Source organism: Acutalibacter sp. 1XD8-33, from assembly GCF_003612555.1.
GTDB lineage: Bacteria > Bacillota > Clostridia > Oscillospirales > Acutalibacteraceae > Acutalibacter.
This window is the reverse complement of sequence record NZ_RAZF01000028.1, coordinates 1-24,452: the sequence shown is the minus strand read 5'-3', so window position 1 is coordinate 24,452 and position 24,452 is coordinate 1. Positions and strand designations below refer to the sequence as shown.

Here is a 24,452-nt window from a genome sequence, read left to right as displayed (position 1 = left end):
TCCGGCACACATAGCTTTTGCGTCCAGATATGGGACCGGCGCTCACGGAACATCCTTCCGGCAGGCGCCGGTTTCTTTGATAATCCTGACTTGAGGAGGGGGAAGATGAAAACATTCGACCAGCTTGTTCTGGTGAATTACTGTCATCCCGGCTGCGTTCCGCTGAAGAACATCATGCGCCTGCCAGAGTCACAGGCCTTTCAGCTGGCCCGAACGCTGGCGGAGGAGCACCCGGAGACCACCGCCTTTTACCGTTTTGCGGACTTTGCCAACTACTACGCCCTGCGAAAAGCCCAGGACGCGTATCTCTATAAACGTTTTCTCCTGCTGGGCGGCAGGCCGGAGGAAGCGCATCCCCTGTCCTTTGTGCTGGAAGGCAGCGCGTATCTCCACGGCTGGTTTGGAAACGGACCGGAAACACGGCTGCTGCTCAAAGATATTGCCCCCTGGCACATCAGCTTTACAGTTGGTGACAGCGGGGCGGCATTCCAGAAAAACGGGACAGTGGAGCTGCTCACTGTCAGTGGCCTGCGCCAGCTGATGGAGGCGAACAGCGGCAGTCTTGGGCAAATTTTGCGCAAGACAGGGTATCATTATGTGGAGGCGCAGCTTTGGTGTGACGCGTATCTGAAGCAAGCCTGACCGGATATCGCAAAAAGGACAGGGCAATCCCCGGGGTTACCCTTGTACGTGGTCCGGGCATATTTCTGCTTCTATTATCCTTATCTTCTTCCACTCGCAAAGGCTCCTCAGTATTTTCCCTACCTCTGCCTTCTTCTCCTTATAAAACACCTTACTTCCGTATTTCGGCGCAAATCCTATATGATATTTGCAATTCCACCTGGTGTGTGCTAAACTGTTTGTGACATCCATCTGTATGTCCTCCTTTTGGTGTTTCTTCTTGCAGTTGCCAGACCGCAAACTTATTTTACAACAAAAGGAGTCGTTCTACATCATCGCCAAAAACCTTCTTTTGAACCACTCGTCTTGCGAGTGGTTTTCGATAGACAAAAAAGCGCCCGGCCCATAGCCAGGCGCTTTTTCGTTCCGTTTTTACCAGATAAATAGCTCTTTGCCACAGAGCTTCATCAGCGCTTCCCAAAAGGAATAGTCCCCATAAATGATCTATTCATTGATGACGTCATAGGAGATGCCCTCGGTAACAGCTCGCAGTATGTGTAGGGGTACATCGCTTCGTCCGTGGCCATCGCCACACGTTCCACCATTTTGATACGGTTAGAATAAAACATTCTGACAACTGCACAGTTAGCAGTAGGGTCGGAGCAGACACCGGTTTTCTGGAAGATTTCCAGGTCGTAAGGCCTATGGCTCTATTCAGTTAAAGATTGATACGCTTTCTTCCAGGTTGGGTACTGACGGCGGGTGAAAATGCGGCGAAATCTCTTGAGGGGGCGAATAGGAAGAAAGTTGTTATCGGTTCAGCCTGTCAGCGCCCGTCAGGCTTTTCCTCCTGCCCCGTATGGCAAACGGCTCTGTTCGGACAGCTCGAGCACCCGCAGCCACAGCCGCTCTCGCCCTTTTTCCTCCGGCGGATTCCCCGAAGAAGAATAGCCACGAAAATTACGGCGATTATGGCCCCAATAAGGACAGTAGGCAGATTGATACCAGTGGATAAGAGCATAGAACCACCTCCTTATTTTTCTGCGGCTGCTACGGCGCTCACAGTCAGACCGGAGCCGTCATATCTGTTTTTGCGGACCATCAGGTACACCACTGCCGCCACGGCCAGAATCGCCAGTACCGTGCCGATTCCAAAGCCCCCCGCAAAGGCCGACCCAATCTGATATACAACAAATGCCGCTATATAGGCAAAGCCGCACATGTAGCCAATGGCCCCCAGGGTCCACTTCCAGTTATTCATCTCCCGCTTGATGGCTCCCATGGCCGCAAAGCAGGGCGCGCAGAGCAAATTGAAAATCATGAAGCTATATGCCGCAACCGGAGTAAAGGCCGCGGCGATCTCAGCGGCAAAATTCGGGCCGGGATATAAGACATGGAGGGTGGAAACCACGTTTTCCTTCGCGATTAAGCCGGTAACCGTGCCCACGGTGGCCTGCCAGGTCCCAAAGCCCAGCGGGGCAAAGAGAAAAGCCGCCACACCGCCGATGGATGCCAGCAAAGAGGAATTGTTCTCCTCCACCATACCGAAAGCACCGTTCTCAAAGCCAAAGCCCTGAAGAAACCAGAGAACAATGGATGAAGCCAGAATCACGGTACCGGCGCGTTTGATGAAGGACCAGCCCCGCTCCCAGGTGGCCCAGAGCACATTGCCCACAGCGGGCACATGGTAGGCGGGCAGTTCCATCACAAAGGGAGCCGGATCCCCCGCAAACATTTTTGTCTTTTTTAGGATAACGCCGGAGATTACGATAGCCATTACACCAATAAAATATGCGGATGTGGTTACCCATGTGCCACCCCCGAACAATGCCCCGGCAAACATGGCAATAATAGGCATCTTTGCTCCGCAGGGCACAAAGCAGGTGGTCATAACGGTCATTCTGCGGTCCCGCTCGTTCTCAATGGTACGGGAGGCCATGACCCCGGGTACGCCGCAGCCGGTGCCCACCAGCATGGGGATAAAGCTCTTTCCGGAGAGGCCGAACTTGCGGAAGATCCGGTCCATGATGAAGGCAATGCGAGCCATATACCCCACATCCTCCAGGACGGACAGCAGCAGGAACAGCACCAGCATCTGGGGCACAAACCCCAACACGGCCCCCACACCCGCTATTATACCATCGTTGATCAGCCCTGACAACCACTCCGCACAGCCAATTTGTTCCAGCCAGTTTCCCACCGTCACAGGGATACTGTCCACCCAAGTACCATAGGCGCGGGGATCGGGGCCGTCCTCGCCGTACTGGGCCAGTACCTCTTTCGCTTCGGCCACCGCCTCCTCGGTGACGTCCACAGCGGAGGTTTCGCCGGAATCGTCGTCATAGAAGTATATCACGGACTCTCCGGCCTCGCCGGCCTCCACAATGGCGGAAGCCTCTTCGAAAGCGCCGGAAGCCTCTTCAAACCGTCCACATCGGAGACAAAGGGGACCAGCCAGCCGTCGCCGAAGAGCCCGTCGTTGGCCCAATCGGTGAGGGCGGTGCCTATGGACACCTTCCAGCCGCCCATGGCGATGGCATATACCAAAAACATCACGGCCACGAAAATAGGCAGGGCCAGCACCCGGTTGGTCACCACCCGGTCGATGCGGTCCGATACGGACAAGCTGTGGGCAGCCGCCTTCTTCTTTACCGCTTTGTCCACCACCTTGCTGATGTAGGCGTACCTCTGGTTTGTGATGATGCTTTCGCTGTCGTCGTCCAGCTCCTTCTCGCAGTCCGTGATATGTTCCTCCAGATGGGCCCTGAGTTCGCCGTCCAGGCTCAGCTCCTCCATCACCTTCTCGTCCCGCTCAAAGATTTTGATGGCGTACCAGCGTAGATAGCGGTCGCTAACCTTGCTGGAAATCGACTCCTCGATGTGGGCGATGGCGTGCTCCACGCTGCCGGTGAACACATGGGGGAGCTCTCCCGCGCGGTTCCGCCTGGCCTCATCCATGGCTGTTTGGGCAGCTTCCATCCCGCCCTCGCCTTTCAGGGCGCTCATCTCCACCACTTCACAGCCCAGGGCCTTCCCCAGCTTTTTCAGGTCGATTCTATCCCCATTTTTCCGCACCAGATCGATCATGTTCACCGCCACCACCACCGGCAGACCTAACTCAATGAGCTGGGTTGTGAGATAAAGGTTGCGTTCGATATTGGTGCCGTCCACAATGTTGAGAATGGCGTCGGGCCGCTCGTTCACCAAATAGCTGCGCGCCACCACCTCTTCCAGGGTGTAGGGCGACAGGGAGTAAATTCCAGGCAGGTCCTGAATCACGACCTCCTTGTCCCCTTTCAGGCGGCCCTCCTTTTTTTCCACTGTCACGCCAGGCCAGTTTCCTACATACTGGTTGGAGCCGGTCAGAGCGTTAAAAAGCGTTGTCTTGCCGCAATTTGGGTTGCCCGCCAGAGCAATCTTGATTTCCATTGGTCTTTTCCTCCTACAACAATATTAGCTATCACTAACTCCAAGAGCCCAAAACAAAATCTCAGGCAATCTCCACCATCTCCGCATCCGCTTTGCGCACGGACAGCTCATATCCCCGCACCTTCAATTCCATGGGATCTCCCAGAGGCGCTACCTTGCGGACAAAAATTTCCACCCCCTTGGTAATCCCCATATCCATAATCCGCCGTTTTACGGCTCCCACTCCATGCAGACGCACCACCTGAACGGTGTCGCCTACCTTTGCCTCCTTTAGCGTTTTCATACCGGCCCTCCTCAAATAAAAATACGGTTTGCCATGGTCTTATCCAGGGCGATTCTACTGTCTTTGACCTGCAAAATAACATTTCCGGCCAGCTGGCTTATTACGGTAACCATACTGTCCACCGTAAAGCCCAGTTCTGCCAAGTGCTGGCGTACCTCGTCTTTTCCGGTGATCCTGCGGATTATTACCGTCTCTCCCGGAATAGCCATTGTTAACGGCATCATCCCGCCTCCCTTCTGACTGTCGATTATGACCGCCTGATCAATCATGCTACCCTTTTCGTACGGTTAGCAACAACTAATCACGACACAATTAGTGTATACTAACCGCTGGGATTTGTCAAGAGGAAAATTAGTCTCCTGGAAAAAAATTTGCAAACGCAGAAGCCGCCGGTCTTGCTTTCTCAAAACCGGCGGCTTCCGGGTCAGAATAATGTATTCACGAGCTGCAATCACCGAGCTATGGAAAGACCCGGCGTCTTTGGTTACGCGTACAGGTTCAAAGACTCTCTCCCATAAAATAATACGTATCATCGCCCCAAAACTGAATCTGGCATCTCCGGGGTGTCTGCCGCAGCACTTGAAATACGTTGTAAAGATCCGGATAAGGACTTACCAGCCCCATGGCAGCAAACCCAAAGAAAAAGCCGTTCCAGGCCGTCCAGTCCGGGGGGAAACAGAGGAACAGGGCAATGGGCACGATTCCCAGAATAGTGGGCAGCAGAGACATGAAGATAAACCTCCCCCGCCCCAATGGATGGGAGACCAGCACCACCGCGGCCATTGCTTGGGGAACCAGGCCGATATGTACCACCGCAGTCTTTGGATATGGGAGCGCGTGCAAGAGCTCGTGGAGCAGGAGAGCTGGCACGCTCGCGCAAAAGCCCAGCACGGTAAAAACGGGCTGTACCACCACTTGGCCGCTCAGATAAGTTTTCACAAACATGGCTCCTAAGAGAACAGTCAAGGGAAGAGGGAGAAACACCGCCGCCTTTTTCATCATCTCCCCCATGGAAGCGGGCATTGCCATTTTTACCGCGTCTCCAGGCAATGGCACGCCCTGCTGAAGAGCCCCCGCCTCTCCTCGAATGATCCCAGCCCATTTGAGCTTAGGCATAACCTTATCTCTCCACTTTTGTGCCGCCGGCACCGCGTACCGACAACACATAACAGCTGCCAGGCCCAAAGACTCTCTCCATACCCGCCCGGTACTGATCCAGCATATCGAAGGGCACGTAGGCCTGGATGGTCCCCGCAAAGCCGCCGCCGTGTACCCGGCTGGCTCCATGCCTGCCTAAAAGCCTCTCTGAAAGGGAAACCGCCAAGGTAATTCCCTGCTCAATGGGGTTGGCGGGAGAGTATACATTTTGCAGGCGCTGCACAGAGGACTTCCCAGAGGCCCTCACCATCTCCAGGAAACCCGAGAAATTTCCCACTTTGAGGGCTTCCGCCTCCTCATGGGCCAGGCGGTCATCGTCAAAAAAGTGCATCGCCCGTAGCACGGCTCTGTCCCCAACCGCTTTTCGCACCTCTCCCAGTTGGTCGTAAAAGACAGTTTCATCCACTTCCCGAAGGAATTCCTTGCCCCAAAATGCCGCCACAGCCTTCATCTCCGGGGGAATAGAGGCATAGTCGCTGGTAAGATCCGCGTGACTGCCTCCGGTATCCACTACGCACAGAGCATGTCCATAGGCGTTTAGGTCAAAGCCCACCCTCTCGATCACCGGTTCTGCGGGGTCCGCAAAGTCGATGGCTGTTACACTGCCTACAGAAGCCGCCATCTGGTCCAGCAGTCCCGAAGGCTTCCCGAAGTATACATTTTCCGCATACTGGGCGATCTGGGCGGCGGTGACCGGGTCGATGGCCCCATCATTATAGAGATGGCTCACCACAGTCACCACCAGGATCTCAAAGGCCGCCGAGCTGGAAAGTCCCGATCCTTTCAGCACCCGTGTCTGGGTATAGCAGTCGAAGCCTCCAGTCTGGTATCCCAATTTCTGGCAGCGGGCGCAAATCCCCCGGATCAAAGCCTGGGAACCGCTGCTTTCCCAGCGGGGGTCCAGATCATTCAGGTCTACCGTATCCAAACGGGGATACTCCACCGAACGCAGCCGGACTACACCGGTGTCCGTCTTTCTCGCCATTCCCACAATATCCAGATCAATTGCCGCGGCCAGCACTCGTCCATGGTTGTGATCGGTATGGTTGCCGCCGATTTCCGTTCTCCCCGGCGCGCTGAAAAAAGCCGCGTCCTGGCTTCCGCCAAAGGTTTCCTGAAAGCCTTCCCGAATTTTCTCGTAGCGTTCCGCCTGTTCCTGCCAGTTGTTGCCGTACAGGGCTTTGAGATTAATTGTCATATCTGTTCCTCGCTTTCCAGGGCTACCGCCCATTCTGTTCAGGCTTTTATTTATACTTTTGAGAGTAATACTGTGTGGCCTTCATGCGCACAGAAACGCGCATTCCGGAAAAGCCGTGGGGCTCCGCGAGTCTCAGCTGCCGCTTCGATCGGTTCGTAGCTTGTCTGCCACTGGCAGACGCTCACCCCCACACCCGGTCCAGGGTAAAAGTTTCGTAGACTTCGTGAAACGAAGTCTTACCTTTCTCAAAGGTTGCGAGTGTGTGGGAGAGTTCGCTTCGCGAACTCTTGAGCTCCACGGTCTTACCCTTGATCTTAACACCTGAGAAGCGCAATTTTTGCGGGTGTGAATAATAGTTAACGCTCGCTGCGCTCGGTTAACTATACAAGAGGGGGGCGGAGAGTTCATCTCGTGTAACGAGATGAAACTCTTTTGCAACTGAAAAAAAGCTCCCCTGGGCCCGAAACCAGCCAGCTCTGGGCACAGTATCCCAGCTTAAAGCTCCCGTCCGGCCGTATGCCTGCCGTCAAGCTGCCCCGCGCGCCGTTCCCCCCATAAAAACTCCAAAAAACTACACACTCTAAGAAAGTACCATCTCCAGGAGCTCCGCCTCGCTGAGCACTGGTACGCCCAGGCTGCTGGCCTTATCCAGCTTGCTACCGGGATCCTCCCCCGCCAGGAGGTAGGATGTCTTTTTGGACACGGACGAGCTCACCTTTCCCCCGTGGCTTTGGATCAGCTCCGTGGCTTCCTTCCGGCTCATGGTGGGCAGTGTGCCCGTGAGCACGAAGGTTTTCCCGGCCAAGGCGGTCCCCTTCTCCTGCCGCTCCTGGGCCCGCATGTTCAGCCCCAGAGCAGCCAGCCGCTCCACCAGCTCCTGGGCCCCTCGGTGGGAGAAGAACTCCACGATTTCCCGGGCCATCACCCCGCCGAAGCCGTCGATGGCCGCGATCTCCTCCTCGGTCGCCGCCCGCAGCTTTTCCATGCTGGGGAAGGCCGCGCACAGCTGCTGGGCGGTTTTCCCGCCGATATGGTGGATGCCCAGGGCAAAGACCAGCCTGTAAAGGTCATTCCCTTTCGACCGCTCCAGCGCCGCCGCCAGATTTTCCGCGCTCTTCCTGCCCATGCGCTCCAGGCCCTCCAGCTGCTCCACCGTGAGGCCATACAAATCCGCCGGAGAAGCCACCAGTCCCTCCCGGGTCAGCTGCTCCAGAAGGGCCGGGCCCAGGCCGTCGATATCCATGGCGTCCCGGCTAGCAAAATGGATAAGATGGCGCAAAAGTTGGGCCGGGCATTGGGGATTCGTGCAGCGCGTGGCCGCCTCGCCCTCTTGGCGGGAAACCTTTTCTCCACAAGAGGGGCAATGTTCCGGCAGACGAAAAGACTCCGCGCCCGCCGGGTTTTCCAGCACCGCCACTACCTCCGGGATGATCTCTCCGGCTTTCCGCAACACCACTCGAGACCCCACGCAGATCCCCTTTTCCATAATAAAATCCTGGTTGTGGAGGGTTGCCCGGCTGACCGTTGTCCCGGCCAGGGTGACCGGCTGGAAGATTCCCGTGGGTGTCAGCACCCCGGTACGGCCTACGTTTACCTGAATGTCCAAAAGGATTGTTTCCTTCTCTTCCGGGGGATACTTAAAGGCCTCGGCCCACCGGGGAAACTTGGCGGTGCTGCCCAGCTCTTCCCGCTGCGTAAAGCTGTTTACCTTTACGACCGCGCCGTCTATGGGGAAGTCTAGTTCACCGCGCTTCTCTCCGATTTCCCGGATAAATGCCAGGATCTCTTCCATATTTCGAGACTGGAAATATATGGGCGGCACCGTGAAGCCCAGCTCCTTCAACCACTCTAAAGACTGCGTATGGCTGACAAAAGCCCCTCCCTGAACCTGCTGCACATTAAAGACAAAGATATCCAGTTCCCGGGTGGCGGTGACTGCGGGGTCCTTCTGGCGCAGGGAACCGGCGGCGGCGTTTCTCGGATTCTTGAATGGCTTTTCTTCCAGCAGTTCCTGGCGCTCGCATAGTCGCTGAAACCCGGAATCGGACAAGTACACTTCCCCCCGCACCTCCAGAAAGGGCACCGGCTCGGTCAAGGTTTTGGGCACCGTACGGATGGTGCGGATATTTTCCGTCACATCCTCGCCAACCAATCCATCGCCTCGGGTAGACCCCCGGGTGAAAACCCCGTCCACGTATTCCAGGGCCACGGAGAGCCCATCAAACTTGGGCTCTACCACGTACTCCGCCTCCCCGGCCAGCTCCAGCACCCGGCGGTGGAAATCCCACAGCTCCTCCTCGGAGAAGGAGTCGTGAAGGCTCTCCAGGGGCACCTGATGGGTCACCGGGGCAAAGGTGTTGTACACCGGCCCGCCGATCTGCCGGGTGGGGGAATCCGCCTCCACCAGCTCCGGAAATTGTGCCTCCAGCCCTTCTAGCCGCCGGTAGAGCCGGTCATACTCGAAATCGCTGATCTCCGGGTCGTCCTCGGTATAGTACTTTCGGCTGTGGTATCGAATCTGCTCCCGCAGCTGCTCCAATTCCTTTTCCACGCGTTCTCTGTCCATAGTCGCCTCTCGCTTTTTCATTCTGTATTTGAACCGTTCTCCCTGCCTGCCACAAACTGCGGGACTTCTCCTACCACCAGGGTTTCCGCCAGCACGGTAGCGGTTTCCTCTTCTACCCAGGCCTCAAATCGTTTTGACTGAGAATACGCTCTGGCCCGCACCGTCATAACGAGCCGGTGGCAGGTCTGGTTTACACCGGCACTGGTAAAATCCGTAGAGAACTCCACCAGTGCCGAGCCCTCCAGCTGCAATTTGATTGGCACCGGAAACCCCCGGCCATTGAAGAGCCCCACCCCGGTCAGGCTTCCCACCGGCACATAGACTGTGGCTCTCCCCCGCAGGGAGGCGGAGAGCCGTTCCAGTACGCCGGCTTTCAAGCGGTTCAGCCGCTCTGGGTCTGCCCTTACCATAGATACCTGGCCCTGGGGGCCTCGCTCTACTGTGACAAAGGGTTCCCCCTCTTTGTCCAGTTCAGCCTCCACCGCCTGAGCCATACAGTCCAACACATAGCCCCGGGCAGCTTCTTGAGTCAGCTCGTTGGAAACCGCCGAGAGGGCCCATTCCGACAGAATCCCCACCGCCAGAGAAATTCCCGCCAGAACACCCAGCCACCGCAGCCATCCTCGGCCCTTCCTGTATGAGCGGAAAGGCCGCTGGGGAAACCGCCTCTTTATGTATAGCATAACACCACCCCCTTTTTATATTACACAGAAGGGGAGGTTTTGTGCCAAAGCTATAGCATCTCCCGCAGGCGGCGGAGGGTTTCCGCTACGGGCAGGCCCACGATATTGGGGTAGTCCCCGGCGATCTCCCGGACCAGCATCACGCCCACGCCCTCGATGCCATAGCCTCCCGCCCGGCCGGTGGACTCGCCCATGGCCACATACTCGTCGATCTCCTCCCGGGTTAGGGGGTAGAAGGTCACCTCCGTCATCTGATGGAACACCTGGGTCTTTCCCCGCACCAGCAGGCAGATGCCGGTGTAGAGCCTGTGGGTCTTGCCGGAAAGGCGCTCCAGGGTGGCCTTGGCCGCCTCATCGTCCGCCGGTTTGCCGATGATCATACCGTCGATGCTCACCACCGAGTCCGCCGCCACAATGGCCCGCCCAGGGCACAGGGGCTCCACGGCCTGGGCCTTCCGCAGGGCCAGACACTCCACCGTCTGGGCGGGGGTGAAATCCGCCGGAACGGTTTCGTCCGCGCCGGAGACCACCACATCCAGACTGACCCCTGCCTGCTCCAGCAGCATTTTCCTGCTGGGAGACTGAGAGGCCAGCACGATTCTCTCCTCAATCCTCAAAGCCATTGGGATTCATCCTCTGCCAGCGGAGGGTATCCGCGCACATGTCGTCCACCGTCTTTTTGGCCTCCCAGCCCAGCTCCACCTTGGCCAGGGAGCAGTCCGCATAACAGGTGGGAATATCTCCGGGGCGGCGGGCGTTAATTTCGTACGGGATCTCTTTGCCCGCGGCCTTGGAGAAAGCGGCGATCATCTCCAGCACGGAGAAGCCCCTGCCCGTGCCCAGGTTATAGATCTTCAGCCCGCAGGAGCCCTTCTCAAACACCCCCAGAGCCGCAGCGTGGCCTTCCGCCAGATCCACCACGTGGATGTAGTCCCGCACGCCGGTGCCGTCGGGGGTGGGATAGTCATTGCCGAACACGTGGACCTTCTGGAGCTTGCCCACCACCGTCTGGGCGATATAGGGGGCCAGATTGTTGGGGATCCCGTTGGGATCCTCGCCGATCAGCCCACTCTCGTGGGCGCCTACCGGGTTGAAGTACCGCAGCAGCACGGCGCTGAACTCCGGATGGGCGTGAACGTAGTCGGTCAGGATGTGCTCAATCATCAGCTTGGTATTGCCATAAGGACAGTTTGCGCTGCTGGGCAAGGGGAAGTCCTCCCGAATGGGCACGGTAGCCGGTTCACCGTACACCGTGGCCGAAGAGCTGAAAATCATGTTATTCACACCCTGTTCCGCCATCACCTTCAGCAGCGCCAGGGTGGAGCCGATATTGTTGTCATAGTACTCCAGGGGCTTCCGCACGGATTCGCCCACAGCCTTCAGCCCGGCAAAATGGATCACCGCCTGGGGCTTCTCCTTCTGAAAGACCTGCCGCAGGGCCTCCTCGTCCCGCACGTCACACTGATAAAACGCGGCCTTCTTTCCGGTAATCTCCTCGACACGCTGAACCGCCGTCCGTTTGCTGTTGCACAAATTGTCTACAATCGCCACCTGATGGTCTTGTTGCAAAAGCGTTACCACTGTATGACTGCCAATATATCCCGCACCGCCTGTTACCAAAACCTTCATCACGACCCCGCCTTTCCGGAAGTTTCTTTTTGCGGATTCTCCGCCTTTGCAAATATTATAGGCAAAGAACGGAAGAAATACAAGGATTTTCAAGGCAAAAATCAATATTCTCCGAGAAATGGTCAAAATAGTTTCCATACTTGCGGGAGATACTATGGACTGCCAGGCAAGAAACAGAACCGTCCTGCGGTTTTTTTAAGCGGTCCGCCGCCCGCGTGTTCTCTTTGCCTGTGCTCTGTCGGCCCATTTATTTCTCTGAACGAAATTATCATGGCAGAACCCGAAAGGAGGAAGTTCATATGAATCATGACGGAATGATCTTTCTAACTGGCAGCTGCGCCTATCCTACATTAGAAATGGCCTGGAGAGGGCACACCCACTACTCTATGGCCATTGCCGGCGGCGTCTGCCTGTGCCTTATCAACCGGATATGCTGCGGGCGTCTGGATGGAAAGAATCTGCTTCTGCGCTGTCTTGCCGGAGCGGGGCTCATCACTGGCGTAGAGCTGGCTGCCGGCGTTGTAGTCAACCATATTCTGGGAATGCAGGTTTGGGACTATTCTCAAATGCCGCTGAATCTTATGGGCCAAGTTTGCCTGCCATACTCCCTGCTGTGGTGCGGCCTCACACTGCCGGCTATGGCTCTGTGCCAGCTATGCAGACGGGCCCAGGAGACAATTCTTTGAGCGGCAAAAGCGGCTTTCGCAGAAAGCATGCTTTTTAAGACCTTGGGGGACGCTGGCCCCCATTGGGGACCAGCGTCCCCCAACCCCCGCGGCCTTTGAGAAAGGCGAGACTTCGCAGAGCGAAGTCTCCGAAACATTTTACCCACTCCTTGCTTCGCTCGTTGTAAACGTTTTCAATGTTTTGTTTTAGCTAAGCTAACCAGCGTAAAAATTTTCATCATCTTCTTTTTATTGTATAGAAATGAATTTAATATTCTTTCCCGAAACGGCACAGTTTTGGAAAGACTGGAACATATTCCTTCAAAAAACTACTAGAAAAGCCGAAGGCCACCACTATGTAATGGTGATGGCCTTTCCTCGCTCTCCACACTTAATCCGGTTTGGAGTATTTTGGTCCAAAATTAATCCGCCTCATTCATAGCATATTCCAGTAAATCCTCCATCCGGCATCCCAACGTTTTGGATAACGCAGATAAACTCCGACCAGATGCCTTGGTAATATCCTTTGCCCGAAGTTCATATTGCTGAAGCGTTCGCAGATTGACTCCCGATTTTTCTGATAACACCCGCTGGGAATATCCCGCGATTTTTCGCAATGTTTGCAAATTAGTTGGTGCACTTTGATTCTGAATCCGCTTATTTACAGCATCAATAAACTTTTCTTCGGGAGACCTATGCGGGGCCGGATACATCTTTTCTATAGAAATATAGGAATAACTGCTGGCGTTATAATACCAGCAGAGGTGAGAAAAATGGAAATACGCGTCCTGCGTTACTTTTTGGCTGTGGCCAGGGAGCGCCGCGTCACCAAAGCGGCGACGCGGAGGACGTGACCCTGCGGCTGGATCAGGGCCTTTTAGACTTCGGCGTGCTGGTAGAGAGCGCCGACCTGGGGCGGTACAACGGCTTGGTGCTGCCCTATACAGACATATTGGGAGTCTCCATGCGGGAGGACAGCCCCCTGGCCCAGAAGGAGGTCATTCAAAAAGAAGACCTGCTGGGCCTGCCGCTGGTCGTCACCAGGCAGAGCCTGCGCACAAGTTTGCTGTCCTGGTTCGGGGAGGAGGTGGATTCGCTTAACATTTCAGCCACCTTCAATCTGAGCTATAACTCGAAAATTTTGGTGCAGGAGGGGCTGGGCTACGCCATCGCCCTAAAAAAGACTTGTTCGACATCAACCCAAACACCGGCCTTTGCTTTCGGCCGCTATACCCACGGCTAGAGTCGAAAATGTATCTGGTATGGCGGAAGTTCCAGGCATTCACCCCGGCGGCAAAAGCGCTGCTGGAGGAGATACAGGCAGCGTATGGGGAGGGTAAGGAAATAGAGGAATAGACCTCACCACGAAAAATTTTTTCTTTTCCCTATTGATTTTAGATTTTTTATATGCTAACATGTCATCGGTGACACAACCATAAAACAACGAAATGCGGTGAGGGAATGGAACCGAAAATGAAGGACATTGCCCGGGAGGCCGGGGTGTCCACTGCAACGGTAGGGCGGGTCTTGCATAAGCGGGGGTACGTCTCCCCCGAGGCCCGGGAACGGGTGGAGACCGCCGTGAAAAAGCTGGGCTATGTCCCCAACACCATCGCACGGGCGCTGACCACCAAGCGCAGCAATACCATCGGGTGCCTGGTGGTGGAGAACGCCAGTAACCTGCACCAGGAGATCAGCAAGGCGCTGATGGCCGCTGCGGAGCGCCGGGGCTACCGGCTGTTCACCATGCAGAGCCGGGTGGAGGTGCGGGACGAGGAGGAGCTGATTCGCCAATTCATTGGAATGCGGGTGGACGGGGTCGCGGTTATCTCCAATATCTATCTCACCGAAGGGCAGACGGAGCTCTTATGGGCAAGGTCCATCCCGGTGGTGGCGGTGGAGCGGGCTTATGCCGACCCTTTTGTAGACAACATCTGCTTTCGGGATTTGGATGGGGCATATGAGAGCACCAAGCGTTTTTTGGAGAAGGGCCACAGGCGGGTGGCTTTTCTGGGGCCGGAGCCATTCGCTACGGTGGAGGCGCACCGATTAGAGGGTTTCCGCCGAGCCATGGAGGAGGCCGGGGTGCCGCGCCGAGAGCAGCTGCTCAGCCTGACGGAGACTTACGGCATCAAGCTGGGGCGGCAGGCTATGGAGCGGCTGCTGGCCCTGACGGAGCGTCCCACGGCGGTTTTCTGCACGGCGGATATTCTGGCGGCGGGCGCTATGCAGGCCCTCTACGCCGCAGGGCTGCGGGTGCCGGAGGACATGAGCATCTCCGGGTACGATAACCGTATCGCCCAGGAACTGGCCCCGCCCATCAACTCCGTGGAGCCGGATTTGTCCCAGGTGGGCGAGGCGGCCATGGAGCTGCTTTTGCAGCGCATGGAGGAGCCGGAGCTTCCACCTCAGACAAGGTTTCTGGATATGCGCTATATCGACCGGGGCACGATTTCAGAAAAATAAACCTGCCGGAACGCTCCGGCGGTTTTTTAAGAGAAATATGTCACCGGTAACACACAAAGAGAAGGAGATAGAATCATGCATAACAACATCTGGAATCGGAGGTTTTTGCGGATTTTTACTGCCGCGATTTTGCTGCAAATGGGCAACCAGTTCATCATGACCGTGCTGCCCCTCTACTTAGACGGACTGAACTTCGCCCCGTCCGTGCTGGGGATGGGCCACGCCCTCTCGGCTATGGCGGCTATGGCGGGCGCTCCTCTGGCGGGGGCGCTGGCAGACAGAAAGGGGAAAAGCCTTGTGCTATGCTCCGGCTTTCTCATCATGGCGGCGGGGATGGTGGGGTTCATCGCGCTGCCTATGGCCCTGCCCATCATCGTGATACGGCTCGTACAGGGCTTTGGTATCTCTGCCGGGTCAGTGTCCCAGACGGCCATCGCCACCGACGTGCTGCCCCAAGAAAAGGTGAAAAGCGGGCTGTCCTATTTCGGCATCGCCGGGACTATCGCTGGGGCTGCGGGTTCCTTTGTGGGGCTGCGGCTGATTTTCGGTGAAAACTATGCCCCTGTCTGGCTGGGAGGCGCGCTGCTCTTTGGCGTCGGAGCTATCCTTGGCCTGACCTTTCGCGGTACGAAAGCCCCGGCTGTCCCCGAGCAGGCAGAGAACGAACACACACGGCAGCGCGGACTTTGGGCTTTGCTGGAAAAGAGCGCTTTCTTGCCCGGAGTAGTCCAGTTGCTGCTTATGGCTGCCGGCTCCGCCTATGCCTATCTCCCCACCTATGGGGTGGAGACCGGGGTCAGGGATATCAGCCTGCTGTTTACCCTGCAGGCCGCCGCTTTTCTGCTGGCTACTCTGCTTTTGGGGAAGATCATTGACAGGCTGTCTGACCTGCGGCTACTGTTTGTGGCGGGTCTGCTACTGTCCGGGCTGGCTTTTGTGTGTCTGTTCTTTATGGGCGGTGATATCCTGTTTTATGCGGCGGGGATACTCAACGGATTCGGCGGCGGGATCAGCAACGCGGCCATCGGCCCCATCTCCATGTCCCGTGCCCCGGCAGAGCGCCGGGGAGCCGCTGCGGCCACTTATAGCTGCATGGGTTCCCTGGGGTACTCGCTGGGTTCCTTTCTCTGGGGGCTGGCGGCGGGTTCTCTGGGCTATCGGAACATTTATGGTATCGCCGTACTTCTGCCCATAGTAGCGTTGTTTCTGAGCATGTTTGTTTTTCGGCCCATACACTCTAAAAAAATATAATTTCACAGAATATATAGGAGGGTTTTATCATGACAAACGCCAAGAGAGAACGCACCATAGACATGACCCAGGGCAAATTCCTGCGCTTAGTGCTGAGATTTTCCATACCGCTGCTGATCGGCAGCATCTTCCAGCAAATATATAGTGTAGTCGACACGGTAGTCGCCGGTTATGTGCTGGGGGACGGAGCCATCGCTGCTATTGGCTCTACCGGGTCGCTTTACGGGCTTATCATCCAGCTTTCCGGCGGGCTTGCGGGAGGGTTCGTGCTGGTGATCACCCGATGCTTTGGCGCGAAAGAACCCGGCAGGTTGCGCCGGGCCATCGCCTCCACCTTTGCACTTAGCGGGGGCATCACCCTGATAATGACGATTATCTCGCTGCTGTTCCTGCGGCAGTTTATGGTTCTGATGGATACGCCGGAATCCATCCTGAAAGAGGCGTACAGTTATATGCTTGTTATCTGTGCCGGGCTGCTGGCCACCGTGGGCCACAACATATTCTCCGGCATCATGCGGGCCTTTGGCAACAGTTTCACGCCCCTGTGCATATTGATTTTTTCCTCTTTGCTCAATATCGGCCTGGATCTGCTGTTCGTGGCGGTATTCCATATGAGCGTAGCCGGGGTCGCGCATTTCCACCGAGCTGCGGGAGCTTTTGTCCTGCCAGTTTAGGTCGGCGCTGGTGTAGGGTACGGCGGGCTTTATCTCGTACAAGTCGGCATTGGCGGCCTCGGCCAAGGCTTTGGCGGCGCTGGCGGTCATGCCGCTGGCGGAAAAGTAAGCGACTAATTTTTTGTTCACAGGGAGTCCTCCTTCAGTTTTCCTATATTGTACACCTTGGAGCGGGGGTCAAAGTCAAGAGAAAGCACTCTTTCTTCTCTGCTGTATGACTTTTTCTAAAGGGATACTTCTCTACACCCGTCATGATGACAGGAGGCACCTGCCACCAAAAGAGCGCGATTGCTCCTTGGCGGCAGGTGCTTTCTGTCATATCTTCTACAGCCGAAAACGCAAACTGCTCTTGCCGCTCTTGGCACGGTAGCGCTGCTCCGTTTCCAATAATTAGGCTTTTCTCAAATCCTGCAAGGCCCTGCGGACAGTAAATTGCGACAGCTTCAACTCCCCGGCAATAGTAGGGATAGCAGGTCAGTATTCGCCCTTCCTGTTCGCCCAGTCTGCCAGATAGATATAAACAGCCACTATTATGACTTGTCCGACAAAATCGTGAGTGCAGAACGCCGCCTCGCCGTCCTGGATGAACGGCTTGAAATGTGCGCTCAGTATGACAAATACAAGAGCGTCCGTAAGCAGTTGGACAAGGTAAAGCCCTGTAAGCGGGAGCAGTACCAGCAGGAGCATAGTGCCGAGATAATCTTTTTCGCTGTCCTTTGCGCTGTCATAGCTGCCAGAGGACTCGAGGAACACGGCGAACTCCGCGCCGACTTCGGGGTCTCGATCTGGGTGGAACCATCGTCATAATGTTTGAAGATGGTGATTTTCCCGGTCACGACGGTCTCAGGGCTGGTGAGAGCCGGGGCCGAGTTGAACTCCACCTCATACCGCTTGGGGTCAGCGTCCACGGGGTAGGCGGTTTCGTCCAACAGATAGCCCTCGCTGGGGCTGATCTCCTGCACCGTCCAAGCAGAGCCGCAGGTATAATAACTGGTTGTAAAGTGGCCCTTGCTGTCGGAGGTGTAGGTGTCTACCAGCTCGCCGTCTTTGTACACGCCGTACACAGCGCCTGCGAGAGTGGCGTCGCCCTGCTGAGTGCCTGTTTCGCCATCCACTTTATCCAGAGTGATGTTGAATTTCTTGAGGACATTGCGGAAGGTAGCGTTGGTAACCTTCTCCCACTCAACATTGGCGCTTTGGGCGGCGGGCACAACGTAGCGGACAGCCGTATCCACTTCCTCCGGGGTATACCCGCTGCCGATGGGAATATCGGGGAACTGCGCTACACCAGAACTGCTGGTGGTGGCAAAGAGGTCAACAGTTTCGCCCATACTGGAAGTCCCATATAAATGGAAACGAACACCGGAATTCAGCCCATCCTTGCTATTCTTGGTGACGGTCAGGCTACCTTTCTGTAAGCTGTTGTTAAAGCTGACGGTTGCCGTCTGACCAGCCTGCACGGTTACTTTCTGCTGCTCCTGGGGGATATAGTCGCCAGCCACCTGCTCCGTGACGGTATACTGGCCCAGCTGGAGGTTGTCGATCTGCACCTCGCCTCGCCAGTTGGTGGTAACGGTCTGGTCAACGCCGTTACCTGTGATTTTGAACGTGATACCCTCCACCTTGCCGTTCTCGGAGCTCTTGACGATCTTGGCGGAGCCGGATAGTTCATGTAAAGGATTTGCATGAACTATTGGACACAATTCAGCTTAAGATAAGCCGCGATGGGGTCAGTCACGGATTGGGTGTAGGTGACGGTGTTCTGCTGCCCCACGCCGGGGCCGAAAGTGCCGTCATCCCAAACCACAAGCCCCATGCGCTTGGAATCCTTCTTGCTGGCAGAAACCGTTACGTTGCCGGTGGGCGCGGTGGGGGATGTGATAGTCAGCACGTTCCCGCTGGTGCTGAATTTCATGGTACTATAATCGGAGGAAAAAGTGTAGTTGCCCAGCACCTTGTTGGTGTCGGTCAGCGAGGCGGTATAAGAGAAAAACACCTCCCATCACATGGGCGTTTCCGCATCCCGGAGGCGCGGCGGAGCAGTTCGAATTTCCCTCTTGGGCAGCCTGCCCAGGCTCTCCGAAAGCTGCACAAACGCCACCATCTTCAATTCCGTGGGCAAGGAGTCCAACAGTTCGCATAGCATGGCGCGGTCATCTGTCACCGCCCGCGCTCCCTTGCCTTGGCAATCATCACAGAGCTTCTCCCTGCGAACGATCACTGACCTGCCATCGCTGGACTTGGTGAAGGACAGCACGTCGTTGTAAGCAAATCCCACCCGCTGCCGGATTTCAAAGGGGATGGTAATGCGACCCCGCTTGCCTAAAATGCGCAGCAGCTTTTTCATTCGTTAAGCCCCCCTCCGTCGCAGTTGGCCTCGCAAGGACAGCAGAGTTGGCACTCGTGCCAACTCTTACACAACTCAAACTCGCAGGGGACTGCGTTAAGCGGGCAATTATCACAATCCCTGTCGCAGACGTAATCCTCGGTGCTGTCCGGGGTGTCGATGATGATTTTGCTCTCGCGGGCGCTCACCTGGATGATGCTTTCGGTATTGATGCCAGCCTCCAGGAACATTTCCAAGAGCACGGACACCAAAATGAATTGTTCTTTTGACAAAATAATCACTTCCTAGTATTTCAAACTTCATTTGCGCTGGTTTTGATTTTTCTCGTTCGAATAAATCGTAATTGCTGATGAGCAGCTCCTTGAACTCTTTCCCGGCCTCATACCTCTGGGCCATGGAGTGCACCCTGGTGAAATCGAATACTGGAAAGCCGTCGTACAAATCTCGGATTTCCGGGCAATCATTGTAGGACAGCAGGAACCGTCTCTGTATATCCCTTGCCATGTCCCGCAGTCGCACATGATCTGCCCAGGCAAACTCCACCGCGTACATATCCTCCGTGGAAAAGTACGGCGGGTCGAGGTAGAAGAAGGTGTCAGGCCGGTCATGGTGGTGGATGAGGGTTTCAAAGTCTTGATTACAACATTGGCCAGCCGGTTTTCTAACTGTTGAATCAGGCTGAACAGCCGCCGCAGGTCGAAAGGCTGGGAGGCGAAGGACTTCTTCCCGCAGGAATAGCTATAGCGCAGCAACTTCAAGTACATGGCGGCCCGATGCACGTCATAATCCTTGGTGATGCGCTGCCGGATGGCCCTCAATTCCTCTGCCGCTGGTGGCGGAAACAGGATGTCTGTTAGCTCTATTTCTTCTGCCAGAAAGCCATCGCCCGCTCTTTCATACAGTGAAACAGATTTGTGAGGGTTTGGTTGAAGTCGTTATACACCTCGAAAGGGTCAGGCGGCTTCCCAGCAGCACGCTCCCGGAGCCGCGGAACACCTCCACGAACCTGCCGTACTCCAGGGGGAACAGGCTGTAAATGATAGGGAGGATGGGCGCCTTATTGCCCATCCAAGATACCGGCGATTTGATGAGAGATGGACGATAGGACATCTCTTGATCATCCTCCTTTGTACGCCGGGAAATCGCCCAGAAAACGAAAAAAGCCGGTATCATCGTTTCCTGAACGATTGATACCGGCTTATAATTTTGCTATACTTATTTTATGGACAGGCCGCCATCCATGTCCTCTGTTTCTGTGGGTTCCTCTGATGGGAAACTTTCAAAGCCGCCCAGACGGTTCGACACATAGTCAGACAACCATGTGCCCCCAAATATCTCTTTGGTTTTCTCGCCCAAAGCGGAAATGACCGGCACGGTGACCGCATTCCCAGCCATCTTATAAAGCTGGGCGTCGGACAGCCCGGTTGCGGCAGCTTTGTGGAACTGTTCATCACTAAACCCATGCAAGCGCCAGCATTCGATAGGCATAAGTTTGCGAACTTTACCGTAGTGCAGATTGCCGTCCGCGTCTTGCACAGGAATGGAAAATGGGGCCTGTCCTTCCACAAAAACTCCTGATTTCCCACCCTTAAACTTCCCGATGCCCGCATCCTGATTTGCCAGCAGACACCTGGCATTTTCCGTCAGTTCCGGGCTTTCGTTCAGGTCGATAAAGAAATACCCCTGATTATTTCCAGGGGTGACAGTATGCGCTATCTTGTCCCCGACTCGCCCGCGCCGGGTGTTCATGGTGGCATAGGCCAAGTCAATGCTGTCACCGGGATGGGCAAGCTGATAGCCAGCCTTGGTCATGACCTTGATGGGCAGGCTCACGTCATAAAGCCCGCTGCGCCCGCCGAAACCTCCAGCGTTGCTTGTCAAGGTGATTGACACCCCTGCTGGGGAATAGACCCGGCACCCTTCCGGGCCAGGTAGGACTTGCTCAATGGAGCCGCCGCCGTTAACGTCGCTAACGCTCCGTTAAGTCCCAGAGTTTTGCTTGCAAAACTCTGGGCAAGGCCGATAAACTCTTGAATCAATATCCGACAATATACACCCTCTTGCGGGATTGGGGAACTCCAAAATCCTTGCTGTGTGAGTTGGGCTTGCCCAACTCATGCACTTCAGCCACGCGACATCGTACGCCTCGTTGTCGCGGGCTGCGCTTGCTCGTTTCGCCCGTAAACGGGCAAAAGCTCGCACGCTCCGCCGCTCCTCCTCTCCCCACAAAATCTTCGATTTTGCGGGGGCCCCTATGCCAGCGCACCGAGGATCGTCGCAAACGTCTGGCAGTTGTCGATGCGAAAGAGTTGCTACGCAACTCTGCAAACCGGGAACGTTCTCAAGCAGCAGAAATGCAGGTCTTTTAGCGGCGGCGATGTGGGCAATCTCAAAAAAGAGAGTTCCTCTGGCGTCATCTGCAAATCCTCTCCGCTTTCCAGCGATTGAAAAAGATTGACAAGGGAAGCCGCCGCAAATAAGGTCGATATCCGGCAGCGCTGCCGGGTCAGTGGTTCTGGCGTCTGCAAAAAACACTTCTCCTTCCGTATCATACATAGCATCATATGCCTGATTTGCATACTTGTCTATCTCGCAATGACCGACACATTCAAAGCCGCCCACGGCCTCCAGGCCGGAGCGGAACCCGCCGATTCCTGCGAACATATCCAAAAGTCGGATAGTCATCTGCCATCCGACCTGTCTTATAGTTAAATTTAATTTCATATTCTCATGGGCGAGCCGACCTCGTGCGTCTCACCGCAAAAAAGGTCGTCTGTACTATTCTTGCAATTTGACAGTTTTATTGTTATAATGTAGTAAATCCATTACCAAACAAATCAGAGGGATCAGTATGCCGAACTACATTATGGAATTGAGAAAATGGATAGGGCACCAGCCCGTTCTCATGGTGGGCGCAAGCGTGATCGTAGAGGATGGGCAGGGGAGGATACTCTTGCAGCAGCGGACAGACAATCATTGCTGGGGATATGCAGGAGGGGCTCTGGAGCTAGGCGAATCGACAGAAGCCGCCGCAAAGCGTGAACTTCTGGAAGAAACCGGCCTCGTTGCCAACGAATTGGAACTGTTCGGTGTCTTTTCCGGCAAAGACTTTCATCATGTGTATCCGAATGGCGATGAGGTTTATATTGTGGACGTTGTTTATCTTTGTAAAAAACACACGGGGAGCCTTAAAGTGCAGGCCGGCGAAGTGGAAAGGCTGCGTTTCTTTTCAGCAAACGAATTGCCGGAAAACATCTCTCCGCCGGTAAAACCTGTGCTTAAAGAATGGGTCAGTAGCATCAGCAATGGAAGAGCTACGTAAGGAACGGTTTTTCAGGCCATATCGTCCATCTCGGGGGCTTGTTCGATCTGGTCTTGGTACGTTGCCAGGAACCCGCCGCCCACCTCGATATACTGGTCGCACTCGCCATCGTCCAGCTGGCCCACTAAGGGGCAGTAGAACGTCAGCTTGACCGGCCCAGCGGCCTGGGTCGTGTCCTTAATACCATCGAACAGCATTTCTTTGGTGAGATACTGGTTGTGGACGATGTTCTGTTCCAGCTTTGGGAGGATTTCCTCTCTGGCAGCAGACACGGCAAAGGCCACGGTGTTGGCGTCAGCCAGAGTGTCATGCTTTCCGAGCACTCGCAACAGGCAGCTGCCAATCTCGTTGTCAGAGGAAAGGGTGACTTCCACGTCCTCATCGTCATGGAGCAGGATGTTTTTCGGGGGCTTGCTGATGCCAGCCTCACGCATATCATGGTAGAGCTGGTGGATCTCGGTGGAGAGATGCCCTAGCCTTTCCTGTGATTTTTACCTTGATCATTTGATGCACCTTCTTCCTGAAAATTAAAAAGCCGGTCGCTTATTTTGGAGGTTGCTCTCCAGCGATCGGCTATGTGTTTTTGCAGCAAGAGGGCCAGCAGTTTTCCTTTTGCTGCCATCCCAATTTTCCCTATTCTGTTGTTGTGAGGGTTCACTTCCTGCCGCAAAGCCAAAAGGCCATTTTTACATCCACGTTTCGGCACTTTCGAAATCCAGGCTTTTGAGATGCAAAAAACCGCGTAACTACGCGGTTTTTTGCCCAAATATCTTTTTGGTTTTCCTAGGATGGCATACCGCATAGATTCTGATACAATGGCTCCCCTTACGCCTTTAGGGGTGCCATTTTTCACTTGACAGGGGGTTCAGATAAACTGCGAAATCAAGAATGATTTGAAGTAGGGGGTTCAGCTTTTTTGGGGGGACAATCCAAGATAGCACGTTGAATGAGTACAACTGCGTCAGCAATATGTTCTATCGCATACTCATTTGCGGCTTTTTCATCTGGGAGTTCTGCATAGATTTTATGTAACTCTCTTGCAAGCATCCACTTATTAGGATGGAAATCCGGCATCGCAGCAATACGCTGTTCCATTGGAAGAATTTTTTTGTGTTCAGGAAATCTTTCTTCACAGTATTCCTTTGCAGTCATGCCACTGTCCTTAAAATGAATCCAATGTCCATATTCATGGAGAACACAGAAAATAGCCCAAATGAGAGAAATATCATTCTTTTCAATCGGTATTACTTTTTGGAGTTCTTCCATTTCGACTTCGATTGCAACGGGATTTCGTTGACACTCTAAGAAATAGTATTCATCTACTTCAATGTCAGGGAAATATAACCCTACTTCTGCACAATTATAATTTTTGCTGATATCATGCGTATGATCAAATATTGCATCTCTTTCCTCATCGCTCATAATACGGGTTGACACATAATTTTGTTTATCAAGTTTCTCTCTTGGTGTAAAATGAATAGGCGCATCAATATTTAGCAAACGAACAATATCCATAAAACCTATAGCCATAGTATCTATCTCCTCCGGAATTAACTTTAAAATGCTATTTGACTTTTAACAACTTATATATGGTTCCAAAAGCAAACAATAACCACATATCGTGGCAGACGGCGTTTAGCTTATTCATTACTATGGAAATTAGTTCTTCAGAAATTTGAAGCGGGGATCTTCTATCCGTTCCGAAGATATGACTATGTTTATGGCATTCTCACAAATGTGTTTATTAAATGTCCAGATGCTTTCACCTGTAATGAGATAATGGTAAATATGTAGATTTCGGCTTAACAAATCTCCACTATTCTTTTTTGATAAAGAGATAAGTGTATGTGGTGAAATTGGAAACCAGAATATACCTGTAAAATTCATATTCTCAACCAAAATTGGTCGTATACATACAGGGTTATAGGATGTGAGAAAGTGATAACCTGGTGCGGCAAAAATACAATGGATATCGTATTTTTCCATATCGAATAGTTTCTGCTCACCGTTCAAATACTTTAACTGGATGGGTAAGCGAAAAATAGATACGAACCTACGCAAGAAAAGAAGAAGGCGGTATAATGAAGGGGGGATGAAGAAAAACGGAGGATATAAGGAATGGGAACAGAGCACAAATGCCAGTGGTGTGGGAAAGAGTTT

At 54.4% G+C, this 24,452-nt stretch carries 27 protein-coding genes and 4 pseudogenes; 7 read left to right on the top strand and 24 right to left on the bottom strand.

Features of this window, described 5'->3' with window-relative positions; translation table 11 throughout:
* The first annotated feature begins 105 nt into the window (after positions 1-105).
* On the top strand, positions 106-642 hold the full coding sequence (locus tag D7X94_RS14250) for a hypothetical protein (RefSeq protein WP_120428335.1): 537 nt from the start codon (positions 106-108) through the stop codon (positions 640-642).
* A gap of 45 nt (positions 643-687) precedes the next feature.
* Here the strand turns inward: D7X94_RS14250 and D7X94_RS14245 are convergent.
* From D7X94_RS14245 to galE, 11 genes and pseudogenes are all read right to left on the bottom strand, one after another.
* A pseudogene (locus D7X94_RS14245) lies at positions 688-873 on the bottom strand (transposase); the annotation flags it as partial.
* Positions 874-1,447: 574 nt separating this feature from the next.
* Entirely contained in the window at positions 1,448-1,642 is a 195-nt protein-coding gene (locus D7X94_RS14240; protein WP_120428334.1) for a FeoB-associated Cys-rich membrane protein, read from the bottom strand.
* Positions 1,643-1,654: 12 nt separating this feature from the next.
* Positions 1,655-4,050, bottom strand: a pseudogene (feoB, locus tag D7X94_RS14235) (ferrous iron transport protein B).
* A gap of 61 nt (positions 4,051-4,111) precedes the next feature.
* Complete coding sequence (locus tag D7X94_RS14230) at positions 4,112-4,333, bottom strand: FeoA family protein (RefSeq protein ID WP_120428333.1); 222 nt, start codon at positions 4,331-4,333, stop codon at positions 4,112-4,114.
* 11 nt (positions 4,334-4,344) lie between these two features.
* Positions 4,345-4,557 carry a FeoA family protein gene (locus D7X94_RS14225; RefSeq protein WP_120428345.1) on the bottom strand — a complete coding sequence of 71 codons (213 nt, stop codon included), beginning with the start codon at positions 4,555-4,557 and terminating at the stop codon, positions 4,345-4,347.
* A 274-nt stretch (positions 4,558-4,831) separates the two neighbouring features.
* Positions 4,832-5,449 (bottom strand): DUF3267 domain-containing protein, encoded by a 618-nt coding sequence (locus D7X94_RS14220; protein ID WP_158591035.1) that lies wholly within the window; start codon positions 5,447-5,449, stop codon positions 4,832-4,834.
* A 4-nt stretch (positions 5,450-5,453) separates the two neighbouring features.
* Complete coding sequence (locus D7X94_RS14215; protein ID WP_243111328.1) at positions 5,454-6,689, bottom strand: galactokinase; 1,236 nt, start codon at positions 6,687-6,689, stop codon at positions 5,454-5,456.
* Positions 6,690-7,269: 580 nt separating this feature from the next.
* Entirely contained in the window at positions 7,270-9,255 is a 1,986-nt protein-coding gene (gene ligA, locus D7X94_RS14210) for an NAD-dependent DNA ligase LigA (protein WP_120428330.1), read from the bottom strand.
* Positions 9,256-9,272: 17 nt separating this feature from the next.
* The gene (locus D7X94_RS14205) at positions 9,273-9,938 is read right to left on the bottom strand and encodes a sporulation protein YunB (RefSeq protein WP_120428329.1); all 666 of its coding nucleotides are present in this window, start codon (positions 9,936-9,938) and stop codon (positions 9,273-9,275) included.
* 50 nt (positions 9,939-9,988) lie between these two features.
* Positions 9,989-10,561 carry a Maf family protein gene (locus D7X94_RS14200; protein WP_120428328.1) on the bottom strand — a complete coding sequence of 191 codons (573 nt, stop codon included), beginning with the start codon at positions 10,559-10,561 and terminating at the stop codon, positions 9,989-9,991.
* Positions 10,545-11,567, bottom strand: a complete 1,023-nt coding sequence (gene galE, locus D7X94_RS14195; protein ID WP_120428327.1) for a UDP-glucose 4-epimerase GalE — start codon at positions 11,565-11,567, stop codon at positions 10,545-10,547. Before galE ends, D7X94_RS14200 begins: the two co-directional genes overlap by 17 nt.
* Before the next feature lie 299 nt (positions 11,568-11,866).
* Between galE and D7X94_RS14190 the strand changes: the two genes are divergently transcribed.
* Positions 11,867-12,253: a putative ABC transporter permease gene (locus tag D7X94_RS14190; RefSeq protein ID WP_120428326.1), complete on the top strand. Its 387-nt coding sequence runs from the start codon at positions 11,867-11,869 to the stop codon at positions 12,251-12,253.
* 401 nt (positions 12,254-12,654) lie between these two features.
* Here D7X94_RS14190 and D7X94_RS19905 read toward each other — a convergent pair whose 3' ends face one another.
* Positions 12,655-12,945, bottom strand: coding sequence for a helix-turn-helix domain-containing protein (locus D7X94_RS19905; protein ID WP_120428325.1), 291 nt, complete (start codon positions 12,943-12,945; stop codon positions 12,655-12,657).
* A gap of 137 nt (positions 12,946-13,082) precedes the next feature.
* On the opposite strand from D7X94_RS19905, the gene D7X94_RS14180 reads away from it, so the two are divergent.
* From D7X94_RS14180 to D7X94_RS14165, 4 genes are all read left to right on the top strand, one after another.
* Entirely contained in the window at positions 13,083-13,475 is a 393-nt protein-coding gene (locus D7X94_RS14180) for a LysR substrate-binding domain-containing protein (RefSeq protein ID WP_120428324.1), read from the top strand.
* Between the two features lie 218 nt (positions 13,476-13,693).
* The gene (locus D7X94_RS14175; RefSeq protein WP_120428323.1) at positions 13,694-14,698 is read left to right on the top strand and encodes a LacI family DNA-binding transcriptional regulator; all 1,005 of its coding nucleotides are present in this window, start codon (positions 13,694-13,696) and stop codon (positions 14,696-14,698) included.
* A gap of 75 nt (positions 14,699-14,773) precedes the next feature.
* Positions 14,774-15,949 carry an MFS transporter gene (locus tag D7X94_RS14170; RefSeq protein WP_120428322.1) on the top strand — a complete coding sequence of 392 codons (1,176 nt, stop codon included), beginning with the start codon at positions 14,774-14,776 and terminating at the stop codon, positions 15,947-15,949.
* A 29-nt stretch (positions 15,950-15,978) separates the two neighbouring features.
* On the top strand, positions 15,979-16,623 hold the full coding sequence (locus D7X94_RS14165) for an MATE family efflux transporter (RefSeq protein ID WP_120428321.1): 645 nt from the start codon (positions 15,979-15,981) through the stop codon (positions 16,621-16,623).
* Here the strand turns inward: D7X94_RS14165 and D7X94_RS14160 are convergent.
* The 9 genes and pseudogenes from D7X94_RS14160 to D7X94_RS19900 all read right to left on the bottom strand — a co-directional run.
* Positions 16,573-16,752 (bottom strand): annotated as a pseudogene (locus D7X94_RS14160) (flavodoxin); the annotation flags it as partial. The gene D7X94_RS14165 and the pseudogene D7X94_RS14160 sit on opposite strands and share 51 nt — an antisense overlap.
* Before the next feature lie 476 nt (positions 16,753-17,228).
* Positions 17,229-18,326 carry an MSCRAMM family protein gene (locus D7X94_RS14155; protein WP_442857917.1) on the bottom strand — a complete coding sequence of 366 codons (1,098 nt, stop codon included), beginning with the start codon at positions 18,324-18,326 and terminating at the stop codon, positions 17,229-17,231.
* A complete protein-coding gene (locus D7X94_RS14150) occupies positions 18,314-18,619 on the bottom strand; it encodes a hypothetical protein (protein ID WP_120428319.1) in 306 nt (101 codons plus the stop codon). The genes D7X94_RS14155 and D7X94_RS14150 overlap by 13 nt, the downstream gene beginning before the upstream one ends.
* 6 nt (positions 18,620-18,625) lie before the next feature.
* A complete protein-coding gene (locus D7X94_RS14145) occupies positions 18,626-18,970 on the bottom strand; it encodes an AbrB/MazE/SpoVT family DNA-binding domain-containing protein (RefSeq protein ID WP_120428318.1) in 345 nt (114 codons plus the stop codon).
* Complete coding sequence (locus D7X94_RS19300; RefSeq protein WP_243111331.1) at positions 18,967-19,242, bottom strand: hypothetical protein; 276 nt, start codon at positions 19,240-19,242, stop codon at positions 18,967-18,969. Before D7X94_RS19300 ends, D7X94_RS14145 begins: the two co-directional genes overlap by 4 nt.
* A gap of 157 nt (positions 19,243-19,399) precedes the next feature.
* Positions 19,400-19,702: pseudogene (locus D7X94_RS19685) on the bottom strand (DNA adenine methylase); the annotation flags it as partial.
* Positions 19,703-19,864: 162 nt separating this feature from the next.
* Positions 19,865-20,038 carry a DNA adenine methylase gene (locus D7X94_RS19680; protein ID WP_330558225.1) on the bottom strand — a complete coding sequence of 58 codons (174 nt, stop codon included), beginning with the start codon at positions 20,036-20,038 and terminating at the stop codon, positions 19,865-19,867.
* A 147-nt stretch (positions 20,039-20,185) separates the two neighbouring features.
* Positions 20,186-20,851 carry a DNA cytosine methyltransferase gene (locus D7X94_RS14135; protein ID WP_158591034.1) on the bottom strand — a complete coding sequence of 222 codons (666 nt, stop codon included), beginning with the start codon at positions 20,849-20,851 and terminating at the stop codon, positions 20,186-20,188.
* A 99-nt stretch (positions 20,852-20,950) separates the two neighbouring features.
* On the bottom strand, positions 20,951-21,694 hold the full coding sequence (locus D7X94_RS19900; protein WP_442857916.1) for a DNA cytosine methyltransferase: 744 nt from the start codon (positions 21,692-21,694) through the stop codon (positions 20,951-20,953).
* Between the two features lie 127 nt (positions 21,695-21,821).
* Here D7X94_RS19900 and D7X94_RS14125 point away from each other — a divergent pair, with 127 nt between their 5' ends.
* Positions 21,822-22,292, top strand: a complete 471-nt coding sequence (locus tag D7X94_RS14125; protein ID WP_120428316.1) for an NUDIX hydrolase — start codon at positions 21,822-21,824, stop codon at positions 22,290-22,292.
* Positions 22,293-22,303: 11 nt separating this feature from the next.
* Here D7X94_RS14125 and D7X94_RS14120 read toward each other — a convergent pair whose 3' ends face one another.
* From D7X94_RS14120 to D7X94_RS14110, 3 genes are all read right to left on the bottom strand, one after another.
* Positions 22,304-22,726 (bottom strand): hypothetical protein, encoded by a 423-nt coding sequence (locus D7X94_RS14120; protein WP_120428315.1) that lies wholly within the window; start codon positions 22,724-22,726, stop codon positions 22,304-22,306.
* A 38-nt stretch (positions 22,727-22,764) separates the two neighbouring features.
* The gene (locus tag D7X94_RS14115) at positions 22,765-23,058 is read right to left on the bottom strand and encodes a hypothetical protein (RefSeq protein WP_207667183.1); all 294 of its coding nucleotides are present in this window, start codon (positions 23,056-23,058) and stop codon (positions 22,765-22,767) included.
* A gap of 116 nt (positions 23,059-23,174) precedes the next feature.
* The gene (locus D7X94_RS14110) at positions 23,175-23,822 is read right to left on the bottom strand and encodes a hypothetical protein (RefSeq protein ID WP_120428313.1); all 648 of its coding nucleotides are present in this window, start codon (positions 23,820-23,822) and stop codon (positions 23,175-23,177) included.
* Positions 23,823-24,452 lie beyond the last annotated feature (630 nt).